Genomic DNA, 24,306 nt, shown 5'->3' on the forward strand with positions numbered 1-24,306 from the left:
GGGGTGATCGGTCGACGCCGGGCGTGAAAAGATTGGATGAGGTCCCGCCACCCCTGGGACCGGTTTCGCCACCGCCGTCGAGATCGCCAGGAGCCCTGATGGACGCCGTGTTCTCCGTACCCGAGCCGCACAACGAGCCGGTGCGCACCTACGAGCCGGGCAGCGCCGACGCCGAACGCCTCCACCGGCGACTCACCGAGCTGGCCGCTGAGCGGATCGACCTGCCGATGACCATCGCGGGCGAGCAGCGGATGGCCGGCGGCGAGTCGATCCAGGTGGTGCAGCCGCACCGGCATGCCCACGTACTCGGGGTCACCGGGCACGCCACCCACGACGACGCTCGGGCCGCGGTCAAGGCGGCCAAGGACGCCGCCCCCGGATGGCGGGCACTGCCCTTCGAGGAGCGGGCCGCGGTCTTCCTGCGCGCCGCCGAACTGCTCGCCGGCCCGTGGCGCGACACCCTCAACGCGGCCACCATGCTCGGCCAGTCGAAGACCGCCGTGCAGGCCGAGATCGACTCGGCCTGTGAGTTCATCGACTTCCTGCGGTTCAACGTGTACTTCGCCCGCAAACTGCTCGCCGAGCAGCCGATCTCCTCGCCTGGCGTGTGGAACCGGCTCGACCACCGGCCGCTGGAGGGCTTCGTCTACGCGGTCACCCCGTTCAACTTCACCGCGATCGCCGGCAACCTGCCCTCGGCCCCGGCCCTGCTGGGCAACACCGTGGTCTGGAAGCCGGGCCCGACCCAGCAGTTCGCGGCGCACTTCACCATGCGGCTGTTCGAGGCGGCCGGCCTGCCCCCCGGCGTGATCAACATGGTCACCGGTCGGGGCGAGCAGGTCTCCGACGTGGTGCTGGCCGACCCCGACCTGGCTGGCATCCACTTCACCGGCTCGACCAAGGTCTTCCAGCACCTGTGGCGCACCGTGGGCGAGAACATCGCCGGCTACCGGGGCTACCCCCGACTGGTCGGCGAGACCGGCGGCAAGGACTTCGTGGTGGCGCACGCCAGCGCCGACGTTGACGCCCTGCACACCGCGCTGATCCGGGGCGCCTTCGAATACCAGGGCCAGAAGTGCTCGGCGGCCTCCCGGGCGTACGTCCCCCGGTCGATCTGGGAGGGCGGCCTGCGCGACCGGCTGGCCGCCACCGCGGACGGCCTGGCCTACGGCGACGTCACCGACTTCCGCAACTTCGGCGGCGCGGTCATCGACGACAAGGCGTTCGCCCGGCACACCGCCGCGCTGGAGCTGATCTCCGGCGACGACAGCTGCCGGGTTATCGCGGGCGGTACCGCCGACGACTCGGTCGGCTGGTTCGTCCGCCCGACGATCTTCGAATGCGGCGATCCGGCGCACGAGACGTTCACCACCGAGTACTTCGGGCCGATTCTCGGCGTGCACGTCTTCGACGACGTCCGCTTCGACGAGGTGGTCACCCAGGCCGAGGCGATCGCGCCGTACGCGCTGACCGGGTCGATCTTCGCCACCGACCGCCGGGTGGTCGACGCGGTGGCCGAGAAGATGCGGTACGCGGCGGGCAACTTCTACATCAACGACAAACCGACCGGCGCGGTGGTCGGGCAACAGCCCTTCGGTGGCGCCCGGGCCAGCGGCACCAACGACAAGGCCGGCTCCTGGCACAACCTGGTCCGCTGGATGTCCCCTCGGACGATCAAGGAAACCTTCGTGCCCGCCACCGACCACACCTACCCCCATATGGGCTGAGGTGTAAGGAAGGGCCCCTTCTTAACGCCTCGTGCATAGGAAGGGGCCCCTCTTAACGTCGCGCCGCCCCTTGGGGACAGGTGCCGCCGGTGGACCGTCGCGCGCCGACAGTGCACATAGGAAACCCCATTGGGTGGCGAAACGGTGAAATCCTGGACGGCAGCCCGGCAAAGTGGCAGCGTGAACGGCATGGCGGATTCCGGAGTCAACCCCACGGCGGCGGCCCTGCTCGGGCTGCTCCACGAGGGCCCCATGACAGGTGGCCAGTTGATGGCCGCCGCCGAGCGCCGGCTGGCGCCGTACTGGTCGATGACCCGTAGCCAGGTCTACCGGGAGTTGCCGGTGCTGGCCGAGAAGGGCCTCGTCCGGCTGGGTAAGCCCGGGCCGCGGATGAGTCAACCGTACGCGATCACGGCAGCCGGAAAGCGGACTTTTTCCCGCTGGTTGGCCGAGGATCCGGGGCGGGACACCATCCGCAACCCGATCGCGCTGCGGATCGCCTTCGGGCAGCTGCACTCCGCGACCCAGCTCAAGAGCCTTCAGGCTGCGGCCAACGAGTACCACACCGAGGCCCTGGCCCGGGTCCGCGAGCAGGTCAAGAACGCTCGCAAGGAAGGCGACACGTACGACGCGAGCGCGCTGGAGTTCGCCGTCGCGTACCACAAGGCCGCCCTGTCCTGGCTCAAGAGCGCACCAGTCAGCAGCTGACCAGCAGGCTCACTCCTCGCCCGAGCGGAGCGATTTTGGCTCGGGCTGCGGGGCTCGCAAGCTCACTCCTCGTCCGAGCAGTACCCTTGTCTGTCGTGACCGCTGCCGATTACGCCGACCAGCTCAAGGATCTCGACGCCACCCTGCGCAACATCGAGGCGGTGCTCGACCTGGACCGCCTCCGGGGGGACAAGGCCCGCCTGGAGCAGGAGGCGTCCGCCCCGGATCTGTGGGACGACCAGGCCCGGGCCCAGCAGGTGACTTCGCAGCTGTCGTACGTCAACGGCGAGATCGACAAGCTGGGTAGCCTGCGCTCGCGGCTCGACGACGCGAACGTGCTGCTGGAACTGGCCGAGGCCGAGGCCGACTCGGGGGTGCTCTCCGAGGTCGAGTCGGAGGTCGCCGGGCTGACCAAGGCCATCCAGGAGATGGAGGTCCGCACCCTGCTCTCCGGCGAGTACGACTCCCGGGAGGCCCTGGTGGCCATCCGGGCGGGCGCCGGTGGCGTGGACGCGGCGGACTTCGCCGAGATGCTGCTGCGGATGTACCTGCGCTGGGCGGAGCGGCACGGCTACCCGACCGAGGTCTACGAGACCTCGTACGCCGAGGAGGCGGGCCTGAAGTCGGCCACCTTCACGGTCAAGGTCCCGTACGCCTACGGCACGCTGAGCGTGGAGTCCGGCACGCACCGGCTGGTCCGGATCAGCCCGTTCGACAACCAGGGCCGCCGGCAGACCAGCTTCGCCGGCGTCGAGGTGCTGCCGGTGGTGGAGCAGACCGACAGCATCGACATCCCCGAGAACGAGATGCGGATCGACGTCTACCGTTCGTCCGGGCCGGGTGGACAGAGCGTCAACACCACCGACTCGGCGGTGCGGATCACCCACATCCCGACCGGCATCGTGGTGACCTGCCAGAACGAGAAGTCGCAACTCCAGAACAAGGCGTCCGCGCTGCGCGTGCTCCAGGCTCGGCTGCTGGAGCGCAAGCGGCAGGAGGAGCAGGCCAAGATGGCCGGCCTGAAGACCGACGCCGCGGGCTCGTGGGGCGACCAGATGCGGTCGTACGTGCTGCACCCGTATCAGATGGTGAAGGATTTGCGTACCGAGCAGGAGACCGGTAACCCGAGCGCGGTCTTCGACGGTGAGCTGGACTCCTTCATCGAAGCGGGTATCCGCTGGCGCAAGCAGCAGCAACTCGCCGGCGACAGTGCGTGATCGATCGTGGGCGGAGTGCGTCGTCGATCTACACGTGACGTGCTGAATCAATGACTTGCCCCGCAACGGCGGGGCGTAGGACTTGGCACGACAGTTACACGGCGTAGACTCACCACCCGTGATTCAGCTTGAGCAAGTGACGAAGACGTACCCGAAGGCGTCGCGGCCTTCGCTCGACAACGTGTCCGTGTCGATCGACAAGGGCGAGTTCGTCTTCTTCATCGGCCCATCCGGCTCCGGCAAGTCCACCATCATCAAGATGCTGCTGCACGAGGTGACCCCCAACAAGGGCCGCGTCGTCGTCAACGGCAAGGACGTCACCTCGATGCGGTCCTGGAAGCGCCCGCACTTCCGCCGCTCGATCGGCTGCGTCTTCCAGGACTTCCGGCTGCTGCCCAACCGCACCGCGTACGAGAACGTGGCCTTCGCGCTCGAGGTGATCGGCAAGACCAAGGCGGTGGCCCGCCGGGTCGTGCCGGAGGTGTTGGAGCTGGTGGGTCTCGGTGGCAAGGAGCATCGCTACCCGCACGAGCTCTCCGGTGGTGAGCAGCAGCGCGTCGCGGTGGCCCGGGCGTTCGTGAACCGTCCGCTGATCCTGCTGGCCGACGAGCCGACCGGAAACCTGGACCCGGACACGTCCATCGAAATCATGCGCCTGCTGGACCGGATCAACCGCACCGGCACGACCGTCGTGATGGTCACGCACGACTCCAACATCGTGAACCAGATGCGCCGCCGGGTCATCGAGATCGAGAGCGGCCGCATTGTCCGCGACCAGGCCCGCGGCGTCTACGGGTGACGTGGCGAACCCAGCGCACCCCGATCTGACGACGAACACCTCACGCCGGAGAGCCGGAGGAATATCCCGATGCGGATGAAATACGTCCTGTCCGAGGTACTGGTCGGACTGTGGCGCAACGTGACCATGACCATCGCGATGATCATCACGTTGGGCGTCTCGCTGACCATGCTCGGAGCCAGCGGCCTGATCTACACCAAGGTCGCGGACATGAAGGACCTGTACTTCGAGAACATCCAGGTGTCGATCTTCCTGAAGACCGACATCTCGGAAGAGGACCGTGCGGCACTGGGCTCCCGGCTGGAGGCCGACCCGCTGATCTCGCAGGTCACCTTCGTCAACAAGGACGAGGCCTTCCAGCGCTTCCAGGAGATGTTCCGGGACTCGCCGGACCTGCTCAGCGCGGTCAAGGCGGACCAGCTGCCCGAGTCGTACCGGCTGAACCTGGTCGATCCGGAGCAGTACAAGTCCATCTCGGAGCAGTACTCCTCGGCTGCGGGGGTCGATCAGGTGGTCGACCAGAGCCAGGTGCTCGACAAGATCTTCAACCTGTTCACCGCCGGACAGAACGTCGCGCTGGCCGCCGCCATCGCCATGGCCGTCGCAGCGCTGCTACTGGTGGCCAACACGATCCAGGTCGCCGCGTACAGCAAGCGGCGCGAGGTCGCGGTCATGAAGCTGGTCGGCGCCTCGAACTGGTTCATCCAGGCCCCGTTCGTGCTGGAAGCGGTGGTTGCCGGCCTGATCGGCTCGGTGCTCGGACTGGGTGCCCTGGTCGCGTTGAAGAAGTTCCTCTTCGACGACGCGCTCAGTGCCCTGCAAGGGCTGTTCGCCCCGGTCAGTTGGAGCGAGGTGCTGCTGACCTTCCCGGTGATGGCCGGCGTCGGTGGTCTGATCAGCGCCGTCACCGCCTGGGTCACCCTCCGCTTCTACCTGCGGGTCTAGCTTCCGGTACGACCGCCGCTCGGGCCCTTCGGCGCTGGAATAAACGGCGCGGAAGGGCCCTTGTCGTTCGGGTAGCATGATCTCCGCTCTCTGGCCGGTGTGCCGCCGGTGGGAGCGGTAACGGAAGGAGGTGGCGCGGCGATGCCACGGGAAAAGGGGCGCAAGGTCGTCGCCTCCAACAAGAAGGCCCGCCACGACTACGCCATCCTCGACACGTACGAGGCGGGCATGGCGTTGACCGGCACCGAGGTGAAGTCGCTGCGGGCCGGGCGGGCTTCGTTGGTCGACGCGTTCGCCCAGGAGCGCGACGGCGAGTTGTATCTGCACGGCATGCACATCCCGGAGTACACCCAGGGCACCTGGACCAACCACGAGCCCCGGCGTACCCGCAAACTGCTGCTCAAGCGGTTGGAGATCGACCGCCTGATCGGCAAGACCCGGGAGAGCGGGCTGACCATGGTGCCGTTGCAGGTCTACTTCTCCGACGGCTGGGCCAAGGTGGAGATCGGCCTGGCCAAGGGCAAGAAGGCGTACGACAAACGTCAGGACCTCGCCAAGCGGGACGCGGACCGGGAGATCCAACGGGCGGTCGGCCGGCGAGGCAAGGGGATGACTGAGTGATTTGTCCGAATCATCCCTGTTTCCGGGCGTGGCGTGGGCTCGGGATGATTCGGGTTGCGGCAGGCGTTACGCTTGTCGGAGCCGCTGCAAGTGGCGGCCTGTCGAGGGGGTGACTGGTTTCGACTTCGTACGTTGCGGCAGGGGAAGCGAGCCGAGGAAGCCGACGTCGTCTCGAGAATCGTTCGTCGGAAACCAATAAGCGCCAAGCACAATCGCGCTGACTTCGCTCTCGCCGCCTGAGGCGAGTAGCAAGTCTGTCGGCCTGGGAGCGCCTTCGACCCAGTTAGCCGGCATCAGCTAGAAGGCTGGCCAACCGGACCCGGTCGCGGGGTCCGTGCGGCGAGATTAATCAGCGACTGGGCCCGTCACACCGACTCGCTCGCGTGATCGGAGGGGCCGAGTAGAGGCACAGCGAGCTGCGCTCGGAGAAGCCCTGACAAGGCGGCGAAGGACCCGGGTTCGATTCCCGGCACCTCCACCACCCGCACTGCGCGCCCCGGCCACCCGGCCGGGGCGCGCAGTCGTGTCTACGCCGAAAAGGGCCGACTGATCTTGCCAGGGAACCCAGCGCTGGGCACATCCGTCAGACGAGGTATGCGTCGTCTCACCGCCCGGTTGGGCCTGCCCCTGATGATCGTCGTCGCCGGTTGTGCACCGGCAGGCACCGGACCGACCGGTCCCGTCACCTCTGCGGACGACCAGGATCCGTTCGACCGGCGGGCCGCCGCAGTGGCCGAGGCGTGGCGCCCCGGGCCCGGTTGGAGCACCGGCTACGTGCCGCTCCAGGACCCCCCTGTGCTGATCGGCGAGGCGGACTTCACTCCGGCGACCCAGACGGCGCTCCAGGCCGGCTGGTACCGCAAGCCGGCCGACCTGCCCGCCCGGCAGCCCGACGACGGCACCATCCGTTTCCCCGACGGGGAACTACGCGTACCACTGGTCAGCGCCAGCGAAGCGTTCCTGACGCTCACCCACGGCAGTGAGCCGCCGTCCTGCCCTACGCTGCCGAAGGAGCCCGCGATCCCGCCGTCACCCGCGCCCGGAGCGGACGACACGGTCAGCAGCCGGCCACAGGGCGAGTGTGTCGCGCTCACCATCAGCAAGGTCGAACTGGGGACCGCGCCGCTGCGTACCAGCCGTGGTGAGGCGCAGGTGCCGGCCTGGCTGTTCACCGTCGAGGAGATCGGCGCCGTGGTGGCCGCCGCCGCCGTTGCGCCGCACGCGATCGGTGCGGTGCCCGAGCCGGTCGCACCGTCCGACTCCGCCCCGAAGGGGATGGTCGCCGCGCAGAACATCGTGGAGGTCGACGGAACGAAGCTGGCCTTCCGGCTCGGGGTCGGCAGCTGCGACACCGACATCACCCCGCTGGTGCAGGAGCGCGAGGACATCGTGGTGGTGGGCGGCACGGTGGTGCGGTCCACGGACGTCTGCGACGCGATGCTGAGGCTGGAGCCGGTCGAGGTGACGTTGAAGGAGCCGCTGGGCGCCCGACCCGTCCTGGACGCGCTCACCGGCGCGCCGCTGCGACTCGGCGGCAACTGACGCTTGTGGCTGTTAAGAAGGGGCCCTCCTGTACACGGCGTTACACCTCACAGGAGTGGGGGGATGTCGGTGCGGATGGGTACGGGCAGCACTGTCGGGCCGTCCGCGCGCAGGGCCACGTCGAGTGCCTCGCCGAGCTGGTCGGGGGAGTCGACGACGGTGGTGGCGCAGCCGTAGCCACGAGCCACCGCGCTGATGTCGATGCCGGGAAGATCCAGTCCGGGTACGCCGGGTGTGTGCTTGAGTTCGGCGAACGCCTTGAGGATGGCGTACTGCTGGTTGACCGGGACGACGACGACCAGCGGCAGCCGTAGCTGGGCGGCGGTCCACAGGGCCTGCACCGAGTAGTGGAACGAGCCGTCCCCGATCACCGCGACCACCGGCCGGTGCTGGCCGGTGTCGCGTTGGGCCAGGGCGATGCCGACCGCCGCCGGAAGGCCGTAACCAAGCCCACCGCTGGCCATCGTGAAGTACGAGCCAGGTCGGCGCAGCCGCAGCCGACGGCGCAGTGCGGACAGGTTCGACGGGGACTCCTGCACCAGCACCCCGTCGGAGGGCCAGTGCCGAGCCAAGGCGGCGAAGAGTGCGTCCGCACTGAGCGGGAGGGAATCGTCGGCCGGTGGCGGGCCGGGTCGGGCCGTCGGTGCGGGCCGGTCCACCGGTGGCATCAGGTCGGCCAGGGCGGCCAGGGTGAGCCCGGCGTCGCCGAGCAGACTGTCACCGACCGGAGCGCGGGCCGCCTCGTCGGGATCGTCGGTGATGTGCAGCAGACGGGCACCGTCGGGCACCGTGTCCCCGGGCACGTGCGGGTAGTACCGGAACACTGGGGCGCCGACCACCAGCACCAGGTCGTGCCCGTGCAGCCGTTCGGCCAGCGGCCCGGCGGCGAAGGGCAGCACGCCCTGGAAGTACGGGTGGTCCTCGGGGAAGGCGGTCCGCTCGGGCGCGGGTGCCGACCAGACCGGCGCCACCAGCCGCTCGGCAAGGGCGACCGCCGCCTCCCAGGCGCCGGCGCGGTCCACCGCCGCACCGAGCACCACGACCGGTGACCGGGCGGTCGTCAACGCGGCGGCGAACTGCCGCAACCGATCCGGGTCGGGCGCGAACCGGGTCGCCACCGTCCGGACCTGGGGTGGCGGATCGGCGGGCTGCGCCCAGTCGTCCAACGGCAGGGAGAGGAAGACCGGCCCGGCCGGCGGCTGGATCGCGGTGGCGTACGCCCGCATCAGTGCCGCCGGCACGTCCTGCGCGCGTACCGGCTCGTGTGCCCATTTCACGTACGGCTGGGGCAACTCGGTGGGACGGCGGGCGGTGAGGCGCGGTTCGAGCAGCAGCATCTGCCGGGTCTGCTGACCGGCGGTGACGATCAGCGGTGTCCGGTTGTGCCAGGCGGTGACGATGTTGCCCATGGCGTTGCCGGTACCCGGCGCGGTGTGCAGGTTGACGTGCGCCGGGCGTCCGGTGGCTTGGGCGTACCCGTCGGCGATGCCGATCGCGGACGCCTCGTGCAGTGCGTGCACGTACTGGAAGTCGTCGGGAAAGGCATGCAGGAACGGCTCCTCGGTCGATCCGGGGTTGCCGAAGACGGTGGTCATGCCCAACGCGCGGAGCAGCTCGTAGGTGGTGTCGCGGACCGTTGCCATCGCCCCTGAATCTAGCCGGATGGCTCCGGCCGACAGGGCCATTCGGCGTTGCCGGAGCCCGCCGATCGCCGGCCCGCCCCAGGTGCCGGCGGGTGGCTGTGCGCCACCGTGGTGGATCTCCCGGCAGCGCTGTCGATCACCTGACGATCAGACCGTCGCCATGGTCGGGGACGCAGGCTATCGTGCCAGACATGGCAACGACAGCACGGATGGCATCGACGGGGCTGCCGTTGGCGTGCACGATCGGCCCTTCCGGCTGCTGCGCGGCTGACGGGTACGCGTGATGCAGGGAGAGGGGCAGGCGATCGGCGGGCGGGCCATGGAGTCGATGACCGGGAAACTGCTGGTGGCGACGCCCGTGCTGAAAGATCCGAACTTCGACCGTACGGTGGTCCTGCTGGTCGCCCACGAGCCGGGTGGCGCGCTCGGGGTGGTGCTGAACCGGGCGACCGAGGTGCCGGTGGCCGACGTGCTGCGTGACTGGGGTGATCTGGCGCGGCATCCGGCGGTGCTGTTCGAGGGCGGTCCGGTGCAGCCCGACTCGGCGATCTGCCTGGCTCGAATGCGTCAGCCGGTCCGCCGCCTCAAGGGCTTTCACCAGGTCTCCGGAGCCGTCGGCACCCTCGACCTGTCCGTCGATCCGGACCGGTTGCGGGAGAACGTGCAGACCATCCGGGTCTTCGCCGGGTACGCCGGCTGGGGCGGCGGGCAACTGGAGCAGGAGATCGAGGAAGGCTCCTGGTTCGTGCTCGACGCGTTGCCCGGTGACGCCTTCGTCGAGCGCCCCGACGACCTGTGGCCCATGGTGCTGCGCCGGCAGGGCGGCATGATGGCCGCAGTGGCACATTTCCCACCCGACGTAGCGCTGAACTGACCCGTCCCGCCGAGGGACCCCGCGAGATGACCATGCGGGGCGGCGTGTGTATAGTTCTTCCAGTGCCCGGGGAGACCGGGTACGACCGCAAGGGGCCGTGGCGCAGCTGGTAGCGCACCACACTGGCAGTGTGGGGGTCAGGGGTTCGAGTCCCCTCGGCTCCACCTTGTGTTTGTGCAGGTCAATCGGCGTCAGTCATTGACTGGTGCCGATTGTTTGTGATCTCGTGGTCACAGCTGTGGTCACGCAGCGCCCCACACTGCACTTCGAAGATCGGTGTTGGGACTCCGTCAGAAAACGTCTCTGGCCAGGGATCTTTCGATTGCGCCGGCTGCCCGGGTGCTGTTGGGGTGGAATGTGGGGCGCAAAACAGTGTGGTACCCCGGTGCCGGCTTGTACCGTCAGATACGGGAGGATCGATGGGCTGGCGCGCCCGCTTGGTGCTCGGCGGGGTACCTGGCCGGGGTGCGAGTCGCACGGATCGAGGCAGGACCCGAAGCTCGACGATCGTCGGCGCGATTGAGGCGCAGTGTGGGGCGTCGGAAGCGGTGTGAGAGTGGCCCGCACGCGCTACCCCCACCACACCCACGAGGGACAGAACGGTCAAGCCGAAACGGGCGGCCGTCGATCAAAACCCTCTGGACGGATCGAGGCTGGTGGCCCCGGTGGACGTCAGCCACTACTCTGGCCGAGTGACGATCGATTTCTCGGACGCCTTGTCCTTTGCGGTGACCATCACCCGGGAAGCCGGCGAACTCGCTCTTAAGTTGAGAACCGACGATGCCCTTGATACTAGGATGAAGAACGGTGCCGAACTCGTCACTGCGGCCGACCTCGCCATCGACCAGCTCATCCAGGACGCCATCGCTCAGCGGTTCCCCGGCCACAGGGTCGTCTCGGAGGAGGCGGTCACCGACCTCGCTGCCGTGGCCGACGGCTCGGTTTGGATCATGGACCCAATCGATGGCACGGCAAATTACGCCTCAGGCGGTCCCTACTTCGGCATCGCGCTCGCTCTTGCTATTGAGGGGGAGGTCAAGGTTGGAGTGGTCCATGCTCCACAATTGCGGGAAACATTTACTGCCATCAAAGGCGCCGGAGCTCGCCTCAACGGGCGGGCGATTAGCGTGGGTCCTGGCAACCCGCTGGCCCACGCCGTGATTAGTACTGGATTTCCCCACATTCGTGGAGATATTGCTCCGCTCGTGACGCGAGTCGAGAGGCTACTGGCTAACTGCCGTGACATACGGCGTGGCTCGTCGCCGGTCATCGACATATGCTGGGTTGGCTGCGGCCGGCTGGATGCGCACACGGAGACTCTCTTTGCTTGGGACGTCGCCGCAGCTGGGCTTGTAGCCACTGAGGCCGGCGCACTCCGCGGCAACCTCGGATTCGTCCCCGCAAACGTTCCGGTCGATCTCGCCGGCGAGCAGGTCATCTTCGCCCATCCGCGGATCTACGACGAGCTCTTTAAGCTGCTCGCCGCTGCCTGACCTGAATCTCCGCCACCCGGGCCAGCAGGTCGGGCAAACGGGTGTCAGCGCCACGGGCATCGGCCGCTGCTGCAGCTAGGCTACCGGCGACGCACGCGATCGCCAATGGCGACGGGCCCAGGTTAGCGATGTCGGCGAAGGCGTAAGCGGCGGCAAACGCGTCCCCAGCACCGGTGGCATCGACTTCTGTTACGGCGAGCGCGGTCGCGGTGAGAACCGCTTCCGGTCGATATTCGACCGCGCCGTCCCGACCCATCGTCACGACCAATCGACGGAGTCGAGATGCGCCGAGCAGCAACGCCTCGATTCGGTGGTCCGCGCAGAGGTGGGCGAACTCGGCCCGGTTGACGAATATCACGGAAGCGGCCCGAGCGATCTTGGCGAACCCCTCCTGCTGCACCATCGCACCGCCCGGGTTCCAGTAGACCGGCACGCCGGCCCAGCCGGCTCGTACCAGTATCGACCGGGCGACCGGAGGCACCGGGTCGAACATCAGCACCGCATCGACGGCCGCAAGCTCGACCTTACTGCCGGCATCTTCCGGCATGAGGTCGAGCGCGCCGCGGTGCATCAGCATGTAGCGGCGCTGGCGGAAGTGCGGGATGACGACCCGTCCGGTCGGTGCTCCGGCCAGCCGAAGCACCGTGCCCGTGTCCACGCCGGACCGCCGCAGCTCGGAGACCAGCCGCTCGCCGTCTGGATCGTCGCCCACCGCGCTAAGGATGGCTGTGTCCGCGCCCAGCCGTGCCAAGGCGGCGGCACCGTTGCCGGCATGACCTCCGGCCGAGGTGCGCAGCTGTGTGACGATCGCGGTGCCGTCGTCACCAGGTTCGTCGTCGGTCAGCAAATGCACGTCGACGTTCAGGCCGCCGACCACGAGGATTCGGGCGGTCCTCATTCCGCCCGTCCGGGAACGATCGCCACAGCGGAGATCTCGACTAGATGGTCCGCTATGGCGAGCCGGGACACCTCGACCAGGGTGCTGGCTGGCGGTGGGTCCTTCAACAACGAGTTGCGCACGGCCGAGACAGCCGCGAAGTCCGCCATGTCGGTGAGATAGATGACGACGCTGACGATGTGGCCGAGGTTACCTCCGGCGGCCGTCACGAGAGCCGCGATGTTCGCGAACACGGCCTTGGCCTGCCCGCTGGCGTCCCCGGGACAGATGGTGACACCCTCCGCGTCGCTGGCTACCTGCCCACTGACGAAGACCATGTCCATGCCGTTCCCCAGTGACACCTTCACTGCCGGCGAGTACTTTCCGATCGGCGGTGTGTGCCGGTTGGTGCTGACTGCCTGCACAGATCCGGCCTCATTCGTCATCTTCGTCCTCCGTAAGATGCTCCGGGTACGGACCGAACGAGGTGTGCAGCGCGGACACGGCTAGTTCGCGCACCTCGACCCGTGGCGGGCCGCAGAACACTCCGGTCACCACCTCGGCGATCTCGTCTGTCGAAAGGGCTTCCGGCCGGGCGCCCGGGTGCTTGCCGCGGAAGTACGAGTCCACCCGACTCGCAACGATGCTGGTCACGCGGATTCCGTGTGCCCGCATCTCCCTGCGGGCGGTGTTCATCAGCGACAGGAATCCGGCCTTGGACGCGCAGTATGCGGCGCGGCCGGGATACGAGTAGTACGAAGAGTCTGACGCGATGCCCACCACCTGCGCGTGCCTGCTCCGGCGCAGCAGCGGGAGGGTGACCCGCAGGGTGTGGAACGCGCCGTCCAGGTTGGGCCCGACAACCGCACGCCACTCGGCCGGTGAGACGTCCGTGATCTCGTTCCAGATGCCGCCGCCCGCGTTGATAACCACTCCCCGCAGACTGCCGAGGTCGGCCAGGGATGTGGTGACCGCGGCCTGCACCGATGCCGGATCCCCGACATCGACTGTTGCGATCCGCGCGGTCACTCCGGTGTCCCGGCACTCCGCCGCAAGGCTCTCCAACTCGGCCGTCGTGCGCGCCCATAGGATCACGTCAAAGCCCGCCTTTGCCAGCTGTTGGGCTACCGCCCGGCCGATACCGCGGCTCGCTCCGGTGACGAGCACGTTCCCGGTCACGCTGTCAGGCCGTCTAGGGGAGACGTCCACCATGACGGCATCACCTCCAATCGATCGACCAGGCCGGATAATTGGTCCGGCGCGAGGTCATGCAGAACTCGCAGTGCGATGTCGACGCCCTTGACTGAGTACGTGATCACGCCGCCGATCGTGGTCACCGGTCCATCCACCATCAGACCGTCGGTGATTTCGACTGTAGGGGCCCACCGCCGCAGGTCGTCGCGCCTGCGATGATGGACCGCCGCTCGGCCCGTCAACCGACCCGCCGCTGCCAGCAGCAGCGCGCCGGAACAGACGGCGTAGAGCCGCGTACTTGGACTGAGCTGTGCGAGCGCGTCGAGCAAGCGTGGGTCTCGGCAGGCGCGATCGGCTGCGGCTCCACCCGGCACGACGACGGCGACGCAATCGCCTGCCCGGTCGAGCTCGAGCAGCTCGGCCAACGACGCCTCGCGGGCCAACGGAATTCCGCTGGCCCCGGTCACCACTGGGTCAGCTGCCACCAAGAGCGGGCGCACCTGCGGCGGGTCCTGCTGAGCTGCTTTGCGCAACGGCAGATATGCCCCGAGCGCGTCGAACTCCTCGACCGCGGGGAACAGGAGCACGGCGATGCTGCGGGCCGTGGTCACGGCGTTATCCGGCCAGCTCGTTGAGCTGCTCTAGGCTGGCGACCGCGGTCGCCGGTGGATACATGGTTTGGCCGTGCGGTGGCGACTTCAACAGGGGTGCCGCGGCCGCTACGAAGCCCTTGTGCGAGGTACGCCGCCCTACTGCGGCGATCCGAACGAGGTCGATGATGACCCCGGCTGCGTTGCTGGAGTCCTGCACCCTGAGCTTAAGATCGAGCGACACGGGGGTGCCGGCCCAACCCACCGCCTCGATGTTGAGGAAGGCCACCTTCTGGTCACCGAGGGTGCTCACGAAGCCGGCTGACGGCACCACGTCGACCTGCGACACGTCGACGCCGTCCTGGACCAGTGCGTTGAGCTTGGATTGACGCTTGCTGGCCCCCAGGTCACGCAGGTTGCGGAAGTCCTCGTTGCCGCCGATGTTGAGCTGGTAGGAGCTGAGCAAGGCGACCCCCCGCTGCGCGAGCAGGCCGAGCAGCGCCCGGTGCACCACTGACGTGCCGAGGTGGCTGGCCAGGTCGTCACCGATCAGCGGCATCCCGGCCGCCACATAGCGGGCCATCATCGCACTGTCGCCAGCGACCGGCTCTGGCGTGCAGTTGACGAAGGCCACGCCGGCCGCCAGGGCCGCCTCCGCGTACGCGGTCGCCAATGTCGGCCGGCCGGTGGGCAACGAGTAGAGCAGCACCTCAGCGTTCGAGTCCCGCAGTACCTGTGCCACCTGCTCGATGGCCGCCGACGCAACCCGGTCGGCGTCGTCGGGCACGAGGCCGCGCAGCACGGTCGTGCCCGTGGGCTCCAGCGTCACATCGAGCCGCGGATAGTTGTTCGGCGGGGTCAGCACGGCGTCGGCCAGATCAAGCCCGATCTTGGCCGGCGTGATGTCGAAGGCAGCGACGAGCTTGACTCCCCACACCGGGATGCCACCGATCCGCGGCTGGCTGACCCCGGGCAGGGGCACCCTCGGATCGCAGTCCGCGAACCTCTCCTCGTAATAGCGAACTCCTTGCAGCAGCGCCGACACATTGTTGCCGACGCCAGCGACAGCGACCCGAATGACCGCACTCACGTGGACCTCCTCGCTTCGTCCATAGGGTGGTGGTGGCCCGGCCCGTCCTGCCCGGTCACTTGTTCGGCCAGACGGTCCAGGATCAGTTGGGCCGCAACGCCGTCGTCGAACGTCGCCACGTTCCGGTCCCCGCTCAGGAAAGCTGAGTAAGGGTTTCCCAGGCTGTACGCTGGCCACTCCATGGCGCCGCCCTCGGGCATGAGCAGGGCGGCGCTTTCGTTGTCGGGATCGAGCCGCACCTCAGCTGTGCCGCGCAGCCCGGCTATGGTCACGCCGATGGCCCTGTGGCCCGCGCTTACCCGGGATACGGCCATCGTCGCGAGAAGTCCGCTGGCCGGCTCACTCAGGATGGCCGCGCCCACGTCCTCGGTGCGGGCAGTGATCGTCGCGGTTGCGGTACGCCGCGTCGGCCAGGCCAAGTAGCCAGCACGGTGGATCACCTCGAACGGCCGCCCGGCGAGCCACAGCAGGAGATCCGCCAGGTGCACCGCCTGGTCGGCGAACGCGCCGGCCCCGGCCAGTGCCCGGTCATGGCGCCAGGCGAACGGGGACTGGTGCCCGACCAGAAAATCGTGGTGGAACCGGAGGTCGACATGGACCAGGTCGCCGAGTCCACCACTGCGGACCAGATCACGCAGCGCCTGGAACGCCGGGTGCAGCCGCCACTGAAACATCACCATCGTCGGAACCGCCGCCTCTGCGGCCACCGCCGCCAGCGATGCAGCCTCGCCTGCGGTGAGCGCGAGCGGTTTCTCGCACACCGTCGCCCGGCCGAGCCGGACCGACTTGCCGGCCAAGCGGCCATGGGACGACACCGGTGACGCGATGACAACAAGATCGAGGTCGCCGGCCACGAGCGTGTCGCCGCCACACACCACCTGGGGAATGTGGTGCTTCGCGGCCAATGCCTCAGCGCGGTCCCGATCGGTGTCATAGGCCAGCTGTGCCACCGTGGTTTCCGGGCAGTTGGCCAGCCAGCGCAGGTGCTGTTCGCCGAAGCCGGTGCCGATCACGCCGACCCGCCGGGGCGCAGCGCTCACGGGGCCGGCTCCTCACCGACCGCGTGCCCGGCGTCCGGTCCGATTCCGGATCCGGTACCTTGATCCTCCTCGGCTTCGGTGCCGGGCTCGGTGCGGGGTTCGACCAGCAGCAGTTCCTCGCGGGTGTCCTTGTTGAGGCACGTATTGTCACGCCGAAACACAAACTGGGTCATGACGCCATCCCGTCCAGATCGTCGACGGCCCGCTCACCGATCATCGCGTCGATCGCCAGCCCGATGGTCGGCCCGGCCTCCGCGTCTAGGCCGAACATTTGAGCTAGGTCGGCGATCGCGGCTGCTCGAGGCCGGCCGTTAAGAGCCAGCCACAGCCGCGCGGTGGGCTCCGACACCTCGAACCCGACGTTCGGCCCGGCCAGCGCGATGGCATCGGCGAACCGCATGAGGCTAAACTCCGGGCTGCGCCGGGGCCCCTCGGCCGACGGCGGCGAGTAGGTCAAGTCCGGCAGATCTCCCGTCCAGCCGTCGAGCAGCGCTCGGCCGACGAGGTAACCCGCCAGCAGCAGCCGGTTCTGGACGGTCGCGGCGCACGCCTTCGGGTCGGTCGCCGGTGAAGGGCTAGCCTGCACGAGGCTCCAGACGTCGTCGAAGACGCTTTTGGCCTGCGGCAGCCGGGCCAGTCGGCGGAACAGGAACTTGTCGCTGATGTAGAAGTCCTGACCCGCGGTCAGGACGCTGTCGCAGGCTTTGCGCAGGGCAAGCTGGGCGGCGTCCAGTGCTGTGTACCAGTCGCCGATTGCCATGCAGCCGACCGCGTCTTCGGTGTAGGTCGCTGCCTCGATCGCCGCCCGGACCATCAACATACGCGCCAGCGCAACCAGGTCGATCCGGTCCAGCTCAGCCTGGGCGGTGGCGTCCGCCCACAGCAGTTCGCCGGTTGCTACGCGGGCCGCCCTCATCGCTGTGACGTGGTCGAGCATCACCTGGTGACGGTCCTGTCGAGTCGCCCGGAACGCGCTCGTCAAGTCGATAACCCGCCTGAAGTCTTTCAAGGCGAAGGGAAGCAGGTCGATTCGTCGACCGCCGCGGTTGTAGTTCAGCTCGTGCACCTGGCCCGGTTGATCGGTGATCAGCATGACATCTATGTCGGACTGCTCGTGTCCCAATCCGGCCGCGATGCTCCCGGTCAGGATCACCGCGTGCACGTGGTCGCGGACCGGGCCGGGCAACTCGTCGACCAGAGCGCGGGCGTGCGCCCGCTGGATGTCGGAGAACCTTGTGACGCCGTTGATCACGGGAACCCTCATCGGAGGATTCCCGCCGCCAGCAGTTCCCGGTGCAGTGCGTCGACGTCCTGGTCGGAGACCACGGATTCACCGGCCTCCTGGACGCCGGCCGCTTCCTGGGCACCTAGGCGTGTCCGGGGCGCCCAGCTGTTTAAATCTATGATCTTGAATTCGGGTCGTACCCGGGGACCCTGGATGACCAGCGACACAGTGTTCGGCTGGGCCAGGGTGGAATGCACGAAGGCGTGATGCAGGGTGTAGCTGTGACCCGGATATTGATCGTGCACCATGCGTGGTGGAAGTGCCTGCGGCACTCCGTCGGACCACAGGTCGTCCACCGAGCCGAACAGCAGGTGCCGGTAGCCACCGTGCAAAATCCGGGCGATGAATGAGGCACGATGGTTGTGTGCCTCCTCCACCATCTGGTCGCCGAAGACGTGTAACCGCAGCCGGATTCCGGTCTCGGGGGAGTCGTGCAGCACGATCTTCGTGAACAGGTTGAACCGCTCACACTGTCGCCGCAGGCGTTCCTCGGTCCGCATCCGGGCGAACAGCCCGCCGAGCACGTACGGATCACTCAGCGCGGCGAGTGCTTTGTCCCCGGCGTTGTGGACGTCCTCCACCGACTCCCAACCGACCGCTGTGAACGCCTTGTCGAGGTCGTCGATATCCATGCCATCCTCCCTTTATGCAGTGCTATCAGGGCCCCGTCGTGGACGACGGGGGACGATTGGTTCCGCCGCGCGTGCTTGGGACAATGACTCCTGAACCCTGGTGGGGAACCCGGCCGGATCGGCGGCGAACAGGTCGCTCAGGTCGGCGATGCCGTCACCGTGGCGCAGCGCGTATACAGGACCGGTGAAGCCGTTCCGCCGCACGGCCCTGACTAGCCGGCTCAGATACGCTTCGACCCCGTCCGGGAATGTCTGCCCGTTGTCCGGCTCGACTTGGACGAAGACCTCACGAGCACCCTCAAGGTGGGCCGCCAACACCGTGTCGTACTTGTCACCCCCAGGTATGCCGACTGCGGGAAGCTCGTGGGCCCAGGCCACCCAGCAGTCCGATTCCCCTTCGACGATGATCTGTAGCCCGAGCCGGCGGACGAACTCCAGTGTCGCCGGCAGGCTGTAGGCGACGATCGGTTCGGTCTCGTCCGGCACCCAGGCTGACCCGCCGGCCCCCTGCAGCCCCAGCCGCATGCGGCTGCGGGCCCGCTGACCGTCCGGGTGGTAGTAGCGGAACAGCACGCCCCAGGGCTGGTCTTCGACACCGAAGCGGGCCAGCACGTCGGCTGGCAAGCCCTTACGGTCGGCGAGCTGTTGCACCGTCACCGGTGACGTGGCTTGAGGCTTCATTGTTCCTCCCCGGTGCAAGCGGCCGAGCACGTCCACAGTCCGGCGTCCAGATCGGGGATGGCCGGTTCCTGATTGTGATGGCGGGCGCTGAGACGGGCGGCGACGGTGACCTGGTCCCAGTGCGACCACGAAAGACCGACCGCCGCTACCGCAGCGAGCAGCCCGCGCCAGTCCCGGCCGCCGCCTCTACGGATTACGTCGACCCGAACTCGTACTGCATCGGCCATGCCACCGTGACCGGCGTTCGCGCACAGGGTGTCCAGCCGATCCAGGGCCCTGCCGTAGTCGAGCGTGTTGGGGTCGGCCTGACCGGCCAGCAAGCGCAGCGCCGGTTCCAGCCGCTCCGAGCTCGTTCCGGCCCGCAACCCTGACAGCATCCGGAGCCGCGTACCACGGTCGAAGAGAACACTGAGTTCGCGCAGGACGTCGGCCGGCTCGTCGGCCATGTGGACGTACGTCAGCACCGACTCCTGCGCTGGTCCGGCTAGCGAGCGCAGTTCATTCGCGCGCCGTGACTCCGGCCGGCTCGGCCCCCGAATCCCGTTGAGCTCGACGGTGGACGGCACCGGGCTGCTCGCCGCGTGGTGTCGAAACAGGACGTATAGCGAGTCAGCAGCCGGCATGATCATGTCCATTACGTCAAGGCGGTCGCGAGTGGCAATGTTGAGCTGGTAGCGCCAGACCTCCCGGGTGGTACGTCGGTCGAAACGGAAGATTTCAGCGTCCACCGGTGTCAGGCCATAGCCGCGCAGGATCTCCACCAGCTGAGGCAACCGGCCAGCGACGACCGCGTCGGCGCGGAAAACAACCGGGACACACCGGTATAGATCAGTCACCGCCGCCTCAAGTGATCCCCACACGTCGACGACGTCGGCGACGGCATCGCGGTAGTATGGATCGATAGCGAAAAGCTCCCGCTTCCGCTCGATCCGCGACAGCAGGCGCTCAACCGTCAAGAGCATCGCGATCACGACGCGCCGCTCGGAGTGATCGACTCATGTGTATATAACCGATCATCCGACCAGATGCGGGGTATCTTGCCCCACTGCATCGCGCTGCGTACGTCCGGGAAGAAGCCGCGACCCGACAGGTTCGCACTCGTGTTGCACAACAACGGGACGCCGCTCAAGGACTCGTATGCCGACAACAACGCGTGCAACCGCGGCTCATCCTTAACCGACACAGTCTGCAACCGCGCCGAGCCGTCGACGTGGCATATCGCGGGCACCCGGTCCCGCCACTGCGGCCGAACGTCATGGTCGAATAACATAAACGGATCCGGGATGCCCGGGTCGAAAACCTCGCCGGCTCGCTCAACGAGACACATGGGAGCCACCGGCCGGTAGCCTTCCCGGCCCTTCACCTCGTTCAACACGTCACGCATACCCGCCGACACCGCCGGCGCCAGAATGCTGCGATGTCCCAACGCCCGCGGGCCCAACTCCGCCCGGCCGTCCAGGTACACCACGGGTGCACCCGAGGAATGCAACACCGCCGCCAGTTCCTCTACCGAACACGGCACCGAAGTCCATCCCGGAAGGATCGGGGCCTGGTTCAACGCGGGCCCGGCATACGGCGACCACCGCAGGTAAGGGTCGTCGGCGAAGGTCAGCAAAGCACAGCAGGCGGCGCCGATCGCGCTGCCGGCGTCGTTCGGAAACGGTGGCACCCACACCTCATCCGCCACTCCCGATCGGCGGATCGCGCTGTTCCACTTGATGTTCAACGCGCACCCGCCGACCAGACACAGATTCCCCGACCGCCGCCCGTCCCGCTCGACCGCCGCCACCAGCGACCGCACCAACAAATCGCCCACGAAATGTTGGACCGACGCGATTCCGTCCTCAGGGCGGACCTCATTGCTAACGAGATCGGATCTCATCTGGTCGAGTACGGCCCGGCCGAGCCGCTCGTTGGCTTGGGCGTCGGTCATCGGTAGACCGCCGAAGACCAACGCGCCGGCCGACTCGTATGCCTTCGCCAGTGCGGCCAGGAACGCTTCATCCACCTCCCCGAGGGCGGCGTAGGCCATTACCTTCCCGGGTACGGCCAGCGCCACCTGAGCCTCGACCGGGCCGTCGAAGGGCGGATAGAACGGCGGAAATAGCTGTGCGAGCGACCGGTACGCGTCGCCGAGCAGATGCAGCAGCGGGCACACGCTGCGGACCTTGCCGTCCGGATGAACCAAGTACAGAAACGGGAACATCCGGCCGTCCCAGCACAGCACGTAGGACGGCTGCCCGTCGTGGGCGAACGGACTCGTACAGTAGGCGCTCGCGACGTGCCCCGCATAGTGCGAGTAGCTGCTGTACGGGAGATCGACGACAGTGTGTTCGTAACGAGTGAGCAGGTCCGCGCCGGCCATTCCCCGCCGGTAGGGACCCACCCGCAGCATGACCTCCTGGTCGTTCCACTTCTTTAGCTTTTCCGTGTTGCGCCAGCCGTCGAACACCAGCCGGTCGACCTGGCCCAGATCGTAGCCGTGCGCGCCTAGCAGGTCCTCGATCGTGCCGAGGTCGTCCATGCGGCTGTGGCGCAAATTGTTGCCGATCTTTTCCAGCTCCACACTCATGACCAGCCGGCCGTTGTCGACAAGCGCTACTCCGCTGTCATGGGTGACCTTGACTCCACAAACGATCATCGTGTATCTCCGGCCAATGTCCGTAACACCTCGCGGCTGGTTGATTTGTCAAACATGTCTGCGTTGATGCGAAAGCGGCGGGCCGACAGCACGACCTCGGTCATGGCCTGGCGGAACGCCTTCGCCGCCCTGACATACCGGTGGAAGTCGCCATCCAAATGGGCCAGCACGTCGTCCTTGAGCCCGTAGGTTCCGACCGCCGCCGAGAACTGGTCGAGAAACTCGTAACATTCCTCGGCTCCGAGTTCCTCCACGACGGGTGGCCAGTTGGGCTGGTAATCGACCACGCACAGGTTCCGGATCGGTGCTGACAGCTGCCACGATGGGAATATCGCCCGCGGGTCTGCCCGGTATTCGTGCGACTCGAGATGACGGGAGAGCCCGCCTGACTCGATCAGCGGCCGGAAGCACTCGTCGTTGCGCACCCGCATCGCGGATGGGACACCGTGTACGGTTCGGCCGTCGACCAGCACGTGCGTGTTGGACAGGAACGCTGCCCCCGACGTGCAGGCCCGAGTCAGGAAGACGGTCTTACCCCCGCTACCCCGACCCACCAGCAGCGTGGCTCCGACACCGGGTTGGACGAAGGCCGCAGCCTTCAGGTGCAGCAGTCCGCGGTCCACCGCGAAGATGGTCAGCAAGTGCTTGACGAAGTAAGGCCAAACGGTCTTCTCCAGCTGTCGGCCGAAGACAAACAAGTCGGTGCCGCGTGTGACGAGGAAGGCGGGTGCACCGAAATGGTGGGCGAGATAGTAGCCCGCTTGAAACCGTTCCGCTCGATAGGTGCGGTCAGCCGCTTCGCGTAGCAGCACCTCATCGATCGGGTCTTTGTCGAGGTCCACGCAGGTCAGCGTGTAGTCGGCCGGGACGTCCGGATCGAGCAGGGTGCTGAAGTAGGCGAAGCCCTCGAACTCCCGCAGGTTACTGCTCATCCGTAGCTTCAGCATGTTGAGGTCGATGGTGCGGGACATCCGGACGACGTACCGACGGCGCACCAAGTCCAGCGGGTCGGCCGATTCAGAGACGGTCGCCGCCGGATCGGCGTAATCTGCGGTCATGAATCCTCGCAGCTGTAGAGCACGCCGTCGCTCCAGATGCGGGGTATCTTGCCCCACTGCATCGCGCTGCGTACGTCCGGGAAGAAGCCGCGACCCGACAGGTTCGCACTCGTGTTGCACAACAACGGGACGCCGCTCAAGGACTCGTATGCCGACAACAACGCGTGCAACCGCGGCTCATCCTTAACCGACACAGTCTGCAACCGCGCCGAGCCGTCGACGTGGCATATCGCGGGCACCCGGTCCCGCCACTGCGGCCGAACGTCATGGTCGAATAACATAAACGGATCCGGGATGCCCGGGTCGAAAACCTCGCCGGCTCGCTCAACGAGACACATGGGAGCCACCGGCCGGTAGCCTTCCCGGCCCTTCACCTCGTTCAACACGTCACGCATACCCGCCGACACCGCCGGCGCCAGAATGCTGCGATGTCCCAACGCCCGCGGGCCCAACTCCGCCCGGCCGTCCAGGTACACCACGGGTGCACCCGAGGAATGCAACACCGCCGCCAGTTCCTCTACCGAACACGGCACCGAAGTCCATCCCGGAAGGATCGGGGCCTGGTTCAACGCGGGCCCGGCATACGGCGACCACCGCAGGTAAGGGTCGTCGGCGAAGGTCAGCAAAGCACAGCAGGCGGCGCCGATCGCGCTGCCGGCGTCGTTCGGAAACGGTGGCACCCACACCTCATCCGCCACTCCCGATCGGCGGATCGCGCTGTTCCACTTGATGTTCAACGCGCACCCGCCGACCAGACACAGATTCCCCGACCGCCGCCCGTCCCGCTCGACCGCCGCCACCAGCGACCGCACCAACAAATCGCCCACGAAGGCGTGTACGCTGGCCAGCGCATCCTCGGCCGAGGTCCCCGGTAGGACGGTCCGGTTGGACAACAGCTGGAGGATGAGACGCCCGGCAGCCTCGTTGATCTGCTCGTCACCGGCAGGTCCGTCCGGGCCGAAGACCCGAGTGACAGCGCCTTCGTAGGCATCGGCAAGCGTCCTGACTGCCGACTCTTGAGGCTCGCCATAGGCGACGAATGCCATGATCTTTCCTGGGAGAGCGAGCGTGTGCGGCCACTCGATCGGAGCATCAAATGGTGCGAATTGCTGAGCCAGTGTGTGGTAGGCGTCGCCGAGCAGGTAGAACAGAGGTCCGAGCGAGCGTGCTCGCCGGAAGTTTCCTGCCTCGAAGTGGTAGAGGTAAGGGAACATGGCACCGTCCCAGCACAGCACGTACGAGTCGGCCCCCCGCTGGGCAAACGGACTCGTGCAGTAGGCGCTGGCCACATGGCCCGCGTAGTGCGGGTAGCTCAGATACTGGATATCGAGCGTGTTGAACGGGTAGGGCCGCAGTAGGTCCGCGTCCCGGATTCCCCGCCGATAAGGCGCCAGCAGGATTGGCAGTTCCTGCCCGCCCCAGGTCTTCGCCTTCGTCGTCTTGCGCCAGCCGTCGAGTACGAGGTGGTTGATCGCCGTTGGGTCGTAACCCGCTTGGCGGACTAGTCTGTCGATGACATTAAGATCCTCGATTCGGGCGTGACGGAGGTTGTTGTCGAGCTTCTCCATCTCCGTGCTGAAGGTCAGGCGGTTGCCGTCGACCAGTGCCACGCCGCCGTCGTGGGTGACCTTGACACCACAGATGAGCAT

At 67.4% G+C, this 24,306-nt stretch carries 24 protein-coding genes, 1 tRNA gene and 1 other RNA gene; 11 read left to right on the forward strand and 15 right to left on the reverse strand.

The window, feature by feature from the left end; genetic code table 11:
- The first annotated feature begins 98 nt into the window (after positions 1–98).
- The 8 genes from pruA (at position 99) to AB0M35_RS02185 (ending at position 7,559) form a co-directional block, all read left to right on the forward strand.
- The gene (pruA, locus tag AB0M35_RS02150) at positions 99–1,727 is read left to right on the forward strand and encodes an L-glutamate gamma-semialdehyde dehydrogenase (protein WP_363740436.1); all 1,629 of its coding nucleotides are present in this window, start codon (positions 99–101) and stop codon (positions 1,725–1,727) included.
- A gap of 189 nt (positions 1,728–1,916) precedes the next feature.
- Positions 1,917–2,435, forward strand: coding sequence for a PadR family transcriptional regulator (locus AB0M35_RS02155; RefSeq protein WP_363740437.1), 519 nt, complete (start codon positions 1,917–1,919; stop codon positions 2,433–2,435).
- Between the two features lie 95 nt (positions 2,436–2,530).
- Positions 2,531–3,652: a peptide chain release factor 2 gene (gene prfB / locus AB0M35_RS02160; RefSeq protein WP_363740438.1), complete on the forward strand. Its 1,122-nt coding sequence runs from the start codon at positions 2,531–2,533 to the stop codon at positions 3,650–3,652.
- A gap of 118 nt (positions 3,653–3,770) precedes the next feature.
- The gene (ftsE, locus tag AB0M35_RS02165; protein ID WP_013731749.1) at positions 3,771–4,451 is read left to right on the forward strand and encodes a cell division ATP-binding protein FtsE; all 681 of its coding nucleotides are present in this window, start codon (positions 3,771–3,773) and stop codon (positions 4,449–4,451) included.
- 69 nt (positions 4,452–4,520) lie between these two features.
- A complete protein-coding gene (gene ftsX, locus AB0M35_RS02170; protein WP_363740439.1) occupies positions 4,521–5,396 on the forward strand; it encodes a permease-like cell division protein FtsX in 876 nt (291 codons plus the stop codon).
- 141 nt (positions 5,397–5,537) lie between these two features.
- A complete protein-coding gene (gene smpB, locus AB0M35_RS02175) occupies positions 5,538–6,017 on the forward strand; it encodes an SsrA-binding protein SmpB (RefSeq protein WP_363740440.1) in 480 nt (159 codons plus the stop codon).
- Positions 6,018–6,122: 105 nt separating this feature from the next.
- Positions 6,123–6,498: a transfer-messenger RNA gene (gene ssrA, locus AB0M35_RS02180) on the forward strand.
- A 113-nt stretch (positions 6,499–6,611) separates the two neighbouring features.
- Complete coding sequence (locus AB0M35_RS02185) at positions 6,612–7,559, forward strand: hypothetical protein (RefSeq protein WP_363740441.1); 948 nt, start codon at positions 6,612–6,614, stop codon at positions 7,557–7,559.
- A gap of 47 nt (positions 7,560–7,606) precedes the next feature.
- Here the strand turns inward: AB0M35_RS02185 and mdlC are convergent, their stop codons facing one another.
- Positions 7,607–9,202 carry a benzoylformate decarboxylase gene (gene mdlC / locus AB0M35_RS02190; protein ID WP_363740442.1) on the reverse strand — a complete coding sequence of 532 codons (1,596 nt, stop codon included), beginning with the start codon at positions 9,200–9,202 and terminating at the stop codon, positions 7,607–7,609.
- A gap of 283 nt (positions 9,203–9,485) precedes the next feature.
- Here mdlC and AB0M35_RS02195 point away from each other — a divergent pair, with 283 nt between their 5' ends.
- From AB0M35_RS02195 to AB0M35_RS02205, 3 genes are all read left to right on the forward strand, one after another.
- On the forward strand, positions 9,486–10,076 hold the full coding sequence (locus AB0M35_RS02195) for a YqgE/AlgH family protein (protein WP_363740443.1): 591 nt from the start codon (positions 9,486–9,488) through the stop codon (positions 10,074–10,076).
- Between the two features lie 91 nt (positions 10,077–10,167).
- Positions 10,168–10,240 (forward strand) — tRNA-Ala (locus AB0M35_RS02200).
- A gap of 528 nt (positions 10,241–10,768) precedes the next feature.
- On the forward strand, positions 10,769–11,569 hold the full coding sequence (locus AB0M35_RS02205) for an inositol monophosphatase family protein (protein WP_363740444.1): 801 nt from the start codon (positions 10,769–10,771) through the stop codon (positions 11,567–11,569).
- Here AB0M35_RS02205 and AB0M35_RS02210 read toward each other — a convergent pair.
- The 14 genes from AB0M35_RS02210 to AB0M35_RS02275 form a co-directional block, all read right to left on the reverse strand.
- Positions 11,547–12,467: a PfkB family carbohydrate kinase gene (locus AB0M35_RS02210; RefSeq protein ID WP_363740445.1), complete on the reverse strand. Its 921-nt coding sequence runs from the start codon at positions 12,465–12,467 to the stop codon at positions 11,547–11,549. The genes AB0M35_RS02205 and AB0M35_RS02210 overlap by 23 nt on opposite strands.
- The gene (locus AB0M35_RS02215) at positions 12,464–12,892 is read right to left on the reverse strand and encodes a RidA family protein (protein ID WP_363740446.1); all 429 of its coding nucleotides are present in this window, start codon (positions 12,890–12,892) and stop codon (positions 12,464–12,466) included. Before AB0M35_RS02215 ends, AB0M35_RS02210 begins: the two co-directional genes overlap by 4 nt.
- On the reverse strand, positions 12,882–13,658 hold the full coding sequence (locus AB0M35_RS02220) for an SDR family NAD(P)-dependent oxidoreductase (protein ID WP_363740447.1): 777 nt from the start codon (positions 13,656–13,658) through the stop codon (positions 12,882–12,884). The genes AB0M35_RS02215 and AB0M35_RS02220 overlap by 11 nt, the downstream gene beginning before the upstream one ends.
- Positions 13,622–14,251 carry a DJ-1/PfpI family protein gene (locus AB0M35_RS02225; RefSeq protein ID WP_363740448.1) on the reverse strand — a complete coding sequence of 210 codons (630 nt, stop codon included), beginning with the start codon at positions 14,249–14,251 and terminating at the stop codon, positions 13,622–13,624. Before AB0M35_RS02225 ends, AB0M35_RS02220 begins: the two co-directional genes overlap by 37 nt.
- Before the next feature lie 4 nt (positions 14,252–14,255).
- Entirely contained in the window at positions 14,256–15,320 is a 1,065-nt protein-coding gene (locus tag AB0M35_RS02230; RefSeq protein ID WP_363740449.1) for an inositol-3-phosphate synthase, read from the reverse strand.
- Positions 15,317–16,360, reverse strand: coding sequence for a Gfo/Idh/MocA family oxidoreductase (locus tag AB0M35_RS02235; protein WP_363740450.1), 1,044 nt, complete (start codon positions 16,358–16,360; stop codon positions 15,317–15,319). Before AB0M35_RS02235 ends, AB0M35_RS02230 begins: the two co-directional genes overlap by 4 nt.
- Positions 16,357–16,533, reverse strand: a complete 177-nt coding sequence (locus tag AB0M35_RS02240) for a hypothetical protein (protein ID WP_363740451.1) — start codon at positions 16,531–16,533, stop codon at positions 16,357–16,359. Before AB0M35_RS02240 ends, AB0M35_RS02235 begins: the two co-directional genes overlap by 4 nt.
- Positions 16,530–17,513: a nucleotidyltransferase domain-containing protein gene (locus tag AB0M35_RS02245; protein ID WP_363740452.1), complete on the reverse strand. Its 984-nt coding sequence runs from the start codon at positions 17,511–17,513 to the stop codon at positions 16,530–16,532. Before AB0M35_RS02245 ends, AB0M35_RS02240 begins: the two co-directional genes overlap by 4 nt.
- Before the next feature lie 107 nt (positions 17,514–17,620).
- The gene (locus tag AB0M35_RS02250; protein ID WP_363740454.1) at positions 17,621–18,277 is read right to left on the reverse strand and encodes a hypothetical protein; all 657 of its coding nucleotides are present in this window, start codon (positions 18,275–18,277) and stop codon (positions 17,621–17,623) included.
- 12 nt (positions 18,278–18,289) lie between these two features.
- Positions 18,290–18,958 (reverse strand): hypothetical protein, encoded by a 669-nt coding sequence (locus AB0M35_RS02255; protein ID WP_363740456.1) that lies wholly within the window; start codon positions 18,956–18,958, stop codon positions 18,290–18,292.
- Positions 18,955–19,929 carry a hypothetical protein gene (locus AB0M35_RS02260; RefSeq protein WP_363740458.1) on the reverse strand — a complete coding sequence of 325 codons (975 nt, stop codon included), beginning with the start codon at positions 19,927–19,929 and terminating at the stop codon, positions 18,955–18,957. Before AB0M35_RS02260 ends, AB0M35_RS02255 begins: the two co-directional genes overlap by 4 nt.
- The gene (locus tag AB0M35_RS02265; RefSeq protein WP_363740460.1) at positions 19,926–21,599 is read right to left on the reverse strand and encodes a carbamoyltransferase N-terminal domain-containing protein; all 1,674 of its coding nucleotides are present in this window, start codon (positions 21,597–21,599) and stop codon (positions 19,926–19,928) included. The genes AB0M35_RS02260 and AB0M35_RS02265 overlap by 4 nt, the downstream gene beginning before the upstream one ends.
- Complete coding sequence (locus AB0M35_RS02270; protein WP_363740462.1) at positions 21,596–22,657, reverse strand: FomB family phosphonate monophosphate kinase; 1,062 nt, start codon at positions 22,655–22,657, stop codon at positions 21,596–21,598. The genes AB0M35_RS02265 and AB0M35_RS02270 overlap by 4 nt, the downstream gene beginning before the upstream one ends.
- On the reverse strand, positions 22,654–24,306 hold the full coding sequence (locus AB0M35_RS02275) for a carbamoyltransferase N-terminal domain-containing protein (RefSeq protein WP_363740464.1): 1,653 nt from the start codon (positions 24,304–24,306) through the stop codon (positions 22,654–22,656). Before AB0M35_RS02275 ends, AB0M35_RS02270 begins: the two co-directional genes overlap by 4 nt.

The sequence above is a fragment of the Micromonospora sp. NPDC051196 genome (genome assembly GCF_040682415.1).
Lineage (GTDB): Bacteria > Actinomycetota > Actinomycetes > Mycobacteriales > Micromonosporaceae > Micromonospora.

Excerpts from the sequence above, each read along its gene's own strand:
- pruA (WP_363740436.1), top strand. The coding sequence starts at position 99 with ATGGACGCCGTGTTCTCCGTACCCGAGCCGCACAACGAGCCGGTGCGC.
- AB0M35_RS02155 (WP_363740437.1), top strand. The coding sequence starts at position 1,917 with ATGGCGGATTCCGGAGTCAACCCCACGGCGGCGGCCCTGCTCGGGCTG.
- ftsX (WP_363740439.1), top strand. The coding sequence starts at position 4,521 with ATGCGGATGAAATACGTCCTGTCCGAGGTACTGGTCGGACTGTGGCGC.
- smpB (WP_363740440.1), top strand. The coding sequence starts at position 5,538 with ATGCCACGGGAAAAGGGGCGCAAGGTCGTCGCCTCCAACAAGAAGGCC.
- AB0M35_RS02185 (WP_363740441.1), top strand. The coding sequence starts at position 6,612 with ATGCGTCGTCTCACCGCCCGGTTGGGCCTGCCCCTGATGATCGTCGTC.
- mdlC (WP_363740442.1), bottom strand. The coding sequence starts at position 9,202 with ATGGCAACGGTCCGCGACACCACCTACGAGCTGCTCCGCGCGTTGGGC.
- AB0M35_RS02195 (WP_363740443.1), top strand. The coding sequence starts at position 9,486 with ATGCAGGGAGAGGGGCAGGCGATCGGCGGGCGGGCCATGGAGTCGATG.
- AB0M35_RS02210 (WP_363740445.1), bottom strand. The coding sequence starts at position 12,467 with ATGAGGACCGCCCGAATCCTCGTGGTCGGCGGCCTGAACGTCGACGTG.
- AB0M35_RS02215 (WP_363740446.1), bottom strand. The coding sequence starts at position 12,892 with ATGACGAATGAGGCCGGATCTGTGCAGGCAGTCAGCACCAACCGGCAC.
- AB0M35_RS02220 (WP_363740447.1), bottom strand. The coding sequence starts at position 13,658 with ATGGTGGACGTCTCCCCTAGACGGCCTGACAGCGTGACCGGGAACGTG.
- AB0M35_RS02240 (WP_363740451.1), bottom strand. The coding sequence starts at position 16,533 with ATGACCCAGTTTGTGTTTCGGCGTGACAATACGTGCCTCAACAAGGAC.
- AB0M35_RS02250 (WP_363740454.1), bottom strand. The coding sequence starts at position 18,277 with ATGGATATCGACGACCTCGACAAGGCGTTCACAGCGGTCGGTTGGGAG.
- AB0M35_RS02255 (WP_363740456.1), bottom strand. The coding sequence starts at position 18,958 with ATGAAGCCTCAAGCCACGTCACCGGTGACGGTGCAACAGCTCGCCGAC.
- AB0M35_RS02265 (WP_363740460.1), bottom strand. The coding sequence starts at position 21,599 with ATGATCGTTTGTGGAGTCAAGGTCACCCATGACAGCGGAGTAGCGCTT.
- AB0M35_RS02270 (WP_363740462.1), bottom strand. The coding sequence starts at position 22,657 with ATGACCGCAGATTACGCCGATCCGGCGGCGACCGTCTCTGAATCGGCC.
- AB0M35_RS02275 (WP_363740464.1), bottom strand. The coding sequence starts at position 24,306 with ATGCTCATCTGTGGTGTCAAGGTCACCCACGACGGCGGCGTGGCACTG.